This is a genomic window from Microcystis sp. M165S2, assembly GCF_020245885.1.
In the GTDB taxonomy this organism is placed as follows: domain Bacteria; phylum Cyanobacteriota; class Cyanobacteriia; order Cyanobacteriales; family Microcystaceae; genus Microcystis.
Window position 1 is genome coordinate 1 of record NZ_JADBTZ010000206.1, and the last position, 4,567, is coordinate 4,567.

The following is a 4,567-nucleotide window of genomic DNA, read 5'->3' on the forward strand; positions in this document are numbered from 1 at the left end:
CTTAAATGTTTCAGGATATACTCCACAAAAGCGTTTAAACTCTTCTGGATTCAAATTTTTTACTTTTTCGTAAGTCATGGTTTTTCTGAGTGTTTTACTTTATTGTACATAATCAGTTCCTATTTTTGCAGGAGGTCTAATAACTTTTCTTCCCAAGGGTTAAGGCAAGGACGCTTCAATTTACCCAACGTTTCCAGAATAGCTTTCACCGTCTCCTCTTCCATCAACGACCGGAGTTCAACTAGACGATCGCTCAGTTGTTTCATCTTTTGCCAGTGGTCGGGAGAATACTGCAAATCCCTTAAATTCTCCTCTCTAACCGTATATTTCGCAGACATCACCGACCCGGTAGGGAAAGTGATCGGGGGGAAAATTCAGGCACTTTTTCCCTGAAAATTAGGTAATTGACCACCTCAAAATGGTTAAAACCCCACACCCCACACCCTACACCCCACACCCTGTCCCCACTAAAAGACTTTTTCAGCAAACCCTAATTACTATTTTCCACCGTAGGAAGAGGAGAAGGTGATAAAACAGGAGGAGCGATCGGTTCAATTTTATCCTCATTAACTGGGGGATTAATCACCTCTGGAACAGGAGAAGGAGAAGGAGAAGGGGAAGGAGAAGGAAGGGGAGAAACTTGAGGACTTGGCTCCGTTTCAGGAAGGGGAACAGGAATAGGAATTACTTCTTCTGGGGTGGGACTAGGAGTTAATTCTGGAGTCGCTTCTGGACTAGGAATCACCTCTGGGGTAGGAGTCGGGGATGGGGTAGGAGTCGGGGAATAAATAGGAGTCCGTTGACGAGAAGGTCGTCGGATAGGGGGAAAATCTTGGGAGGGAGGAGGAATGATTTCAGGACTAGGAGAAGGTTCAGGGGTTGGTGATGGTTCAATTTCCTCATTTTTGGGTAAAAGAGCCATAAATCCCCGATATCCTAGGGCAAAAGCCCCAATTGTCACCGCAAAAATCAGCAAAATCGACAGCCAAGGATTCTTTTTTTCCCCAGAATTGGGTTTAATAACCACAGTGGGGGGGACGGTTGTTTTTTGGGGTGTAGAGGACTTTAATCGGGGACTATGGGGAGAAACCGCGATAGTCGGTTGGGTGGACAAATCGGGGGAGATTTCTCCCAAAGCTGCCAACATTTCCCTGGCAGTAGCAAACCGATCCCGGGGATGAAAACGGATCGCTCGATCGATTACCATAGCTAAATTAGGATTAACATTTTCTGCCTCCTGTCGCCAGAGAATTTCCCCCGTACGCGAGTCAGTTTCTAGATATTGGGGAGTTTTTCCCGTTAATAAAAAAATCGCCGTTAAGCCTAGGCTGTAAAGGTCACTAGAAAAGACTGGTCTCCCGGCAGCCTGTTCCGAAGCCATATAACCGGGCGTGCCAAGGGCGATCGAATAGGCACTTTTTCCCGTAGGATCGAGTAAGGTGGCGACTGCTTCTTTCATTACCCCAAAATCGATTAAAACGGGCAAATTATCACTATTTCTTAAGATAATATTATCGGGTTTCACATCCCGGTGAATAATGCGGCGACTGTGAATAAAATCAAGAACAGGCAGTAAATTATCTAAAATCGTCCGCACTGCTGAGGAGGATAAATTTCCCTGTCGTTGCTGTTTTTGGGTTAGTGTCTCCCCTTCAATCCATTCCTGCACCAGATAGAAATGATTATCTTGGGCAAAATAACCGTATAAACGGGGAATTTGGCGATTTTGCTCGCCCAATTCCTCTAAAACGCTTGCTTCTTTCTGAAAACGTTCTTTTAACCATTCTGGCATCTCCTCACTTTGAATAGCTGGCTGCAATTTTTTAATCACACAGCGCCGTTGAGAAGGCATATTCGTATCGATAGCGATATAAGTTTCCCCAAATCCCCCCCTAGCAAGGGTACTAACAATTTGGTAGCGATTGTTTAAAAGCACTAGATTCATTACCCTGAGAGTGCAAGCGTGGTCATAAATTGTTCCTAGACTAACATTCTTTTGTTAAGGAAAAAGTCAAGGGAAAAACTAGAGTCAAGTCTAAGGAATCCAGCGACGGATTTTCGTCCACAAAGGTGCATTATCTTGACTACTCATCTGTTGAAAACTTTGATAACAATCGTAGGCGCGATTAAGATGGGCGGTGATTTCCGTACGGCCAAGGAACGGGGCGAAGGATAGAGAATTTGGGTGATTAATGACCAATCTGCCCCATAACACAGCCGATAAACCGCTTTAACCCGCTCTTTTCCCAACTGTTGACAAGCTTGTAAATGCCATTGACGAAAATCTTTCCGCATCTGCTGATGAGTTCGCAAATCTCGCCGGGCAAATCTGCCCTCAGCTATTTTATTAGTCCCGATAGTGTTAAAGTTCCCATTAGCGATCGCTTTTAGGTCCCAGTAAAGATGATAAAAAGGCTCTTGACCCAAGGCCAGACTTTCCAGAATTTCCTTAGCGTAACCTCTAGGGGAATTTAATCGCAATAACTCCCTTAATTACCGACAAAACTGCTCATTTTCAGGCATACTGCGCCATTGCCAATAGTTAATATCTGGTTTTGCCAGAGACTGCTGATAGAAACCGCGCCAGACTTGCGGAACAGTACAAGCGATCGGTGTAGCCAAGGGAGTAGCCAGGGGAAAAAATTGACCCTTTAAAGAGCTTTCAGGAGTATCTTCTAGCAAACAAGCAAGATGATAGGCGGGATGACTACGGGGCTTTTTTTGAGGGCTAATAAACCAAAAAGCCGTTAAAATGAGAATGAGGTACAAGAGGAGAGAAAGAATTTGCTCCGCCATCGCAACTTTTAGTTAGTCTGCTGAGTTACTCGAAAAATTATAATTGGTGCTATGGTCGCTGAAAAGTTCTTTGTATCTCGGCTGATTTTCAGGAATCGACAAAAGGGGTGATATGTCAAAAGTTTCCCCATATCCTTACTCTGGTTATTCGGAAAGTTTCTGTATAATCAAATAGTTAAACCTAAAAAATGAGGCAAAAGATGATGGACAAAAATAAGCCAGAAGAAGTTCAAGAGGCAATGATTTCAGTGGGAGTGGGTACGGCGATTGGAGCCAGTGCATCGGCAGTGGTTGGAGGTATGGGACTTGCGGTAGGAGGAACTGCTCTAGGAGTCGGTATGGCTCCAGTAGCAGCGGCAGGAGCAGTTGTCGGCACGGCAGTTTACGGAACAAAGAAAGCAATAGAAGAACAAGACGCAACGGCAATTGGAGCAGCGGCAATTGGTGCGGGTGCTGGAGCCGGTATATCAGCATTGGTTGGGGGTATGGGATTAGCGGTAGGAGGGACGGCAGTTGCAGTTACAATGGCTCCCGTAGCGGCAGTAGGAGCAGTAATTGGTTTAGCTGGGTATGGGATTTCTAAATTATTCACTGAGTAAGTAATGGCTACACGGAAAAGACAGTCCCCCAATGCTGCTCAAAAATTAGTAAGAGGAGCAATTCGGGACTTTATTAATCAGCTTAATGGCATAGTTATTGAGCCGGAGATAAATACTCCTGTAAAGGGGACAGAGGCTTGGTATCGGGACAAACTTGCTAGAGAATTAGGAGGAAAAACCGAGGTTTACATTGATAAGGTAGGTAGAATAGATGTCTTAACTAATACGGAAATAATTGAAGTTAAAAATACAAAAGGCTGGAAATCAGCGATTGGACAAATAAAGAGTTATGGACAGTATTATCCCAAACATAAAATGAGAGTTCACCTATTTGGGAAATTGACTGAAAGTAAACTGGAAACTATTCAGAGAGTATGTAACCTAGAAGGTATAACTCTAACTTGGGAATAGTATGATAGCCGCTCTGGTAGGGTGCGTTCCCTAATGCAAGTCCTACCGCTACAGCGATCAACTTTTGGGAACGCACCACGATCATTGATTCAAGCAAATGATAATAATCTAAAAACGTCTAGGCACAGCGACAGACGGGAGTGCGATCGAATTTAGACAAATATGGGGGCATTTTACCTTACTTTTTGGAGCCGTGATCTGTGGGCAATATGACATGATTAATAGAAGAAACAGGGAGTAAAGAGCATGACTACCTATCAAGATGTTCGCCGACAAGTTGAGAATCTCACCCCAGACGAGCAACTTCGCTTGTTAAAAGAGTTAGCTGTAATGGTACGTCGCCCTATGCTTGTTAAGCCCAAGCATAGCATTATGGAACTAGAAGGACTAGGAAAAGAAATCTGGAATGGACTTGATGCTCAAGAGTACGTTAATCAGGAACGTGCCTCATGGAATGGCTAATTCAACTACAAGGTCAAGTTGTGGGTTTGGATACCGCGCCACTCATTTACCTGATCGAGCAAAATCAGGCATATTTAGGGCTTGTTCGTGCCTTTTTTGGGGCAGTAAGTCGAGGCGAGTTTCAAGTTGTTACCGAAATTTTGGGTTAAAGCCCCGTCTAGGACGGCTTTTTAAACTATAGCTTGTTAACTTAACTTTTATTGTGCTATACTGACTTTATCTAAGTACCCCGTGGGTAAAATGTTTGTCTTAGAGTTTAAAGTTAAAGCTAAAACTCAACAGTATCAAGCCATAGACGA

The 4,567-nt window shown here is 43.9% G+C and carries 6 protein-coding genes and 1 pseudogene; 4 read left to right on the forward strand and 3 right to left on the reverse strand.

Annotated features, from left to right (window positions below; translation table 11 throughout):
• Positions 1–119: 119 nt before the first annotated feature.
• The 3 genes and pseudogenes from IM479_RS10800 to IM479_RS10810 form a co-directional block, all read right to left on the reverse strand.
• Complete coding sequence (locus IM479_RS10800; protein WP_287685924.1) at positions 120–338, reverse strand: hypothetical protein; 219 nt, start codon at positions 336–338, stop codon at positions 120–122.
• Between the two features lie 152 nt (positions 339–490).
• Positions 491–1,945 (reverse strand): serine/threonine-protein kinase, encoded by a 1,455-nt coding sequence (locus tag IM479_RS10805; RefSeq protein WP_287685925.1) that lies wholly within the window; start codon positions 1,943–1,945, stop codon positions 491–493.
• Positions 1,946–2,035: 90 nt separating this feature from the next.
• Positions 2,036–2,796 (reverse strand): annotated as a pseudogene (locus tag IM479_RS10810) (J domain-containing protein).
• A 200-nt stretch (positions 2,797–2,996) separates the two neighbouring features.
• Between IM479_RS10810 and IM479_RS10815 the strand changes: the two are divergent.
• From IM479_RS10815 to IM479_RS10830, 4 genes are all read left to right on the forward strand, one after another.
• Positions 2,997–3,395, forward strand: a complete 399-nt coding sequence (locus IM479_RS10815; RefSeq protein ID WP_079209156.1) for a hypothetical protein — start codon at positions 2,997–2,999, stop codon at positions 3,393–3,395.
• Between the two features lie 3 nt (positions 3,396–3,398).
• Positions 3,399–3,806, forward strand: a complete 408-nt coding sequence (locus IM479_RS10820) for a hypothetical protein (protein ID WP_287685926.1) — start codon at positions 3,399–3,401, stop codon at positions 3,804–3,806.
• 246 nt (positions 3,807–4,052) lie between these two features.
• Complete coding sequence (locus tag IM479_RS10825; protein ID WP_002746864.1) at positions 4,053–4,268, forward strand: hypothetical protein; 216 nt, start codon at positions 4,053–4,055, stop codon at positions 4,266–4,268.
• A complete protein-coding gene (locus tag IM479_RS10830; protein ID WP_287685928.1) occupies positions 4,256–4,417 on the forward strand; it encodes a hypothetical protein in 162 nt (53 codons plus the stop codon). The genes IM479_RS10825 and IM479_RS10830 overlap by 13 nt, the downstream gene beginning before the upstream one ends.
• The last annotated feature ends 150 nt before the right edge of the window (positions 4,418–4,567 follow it).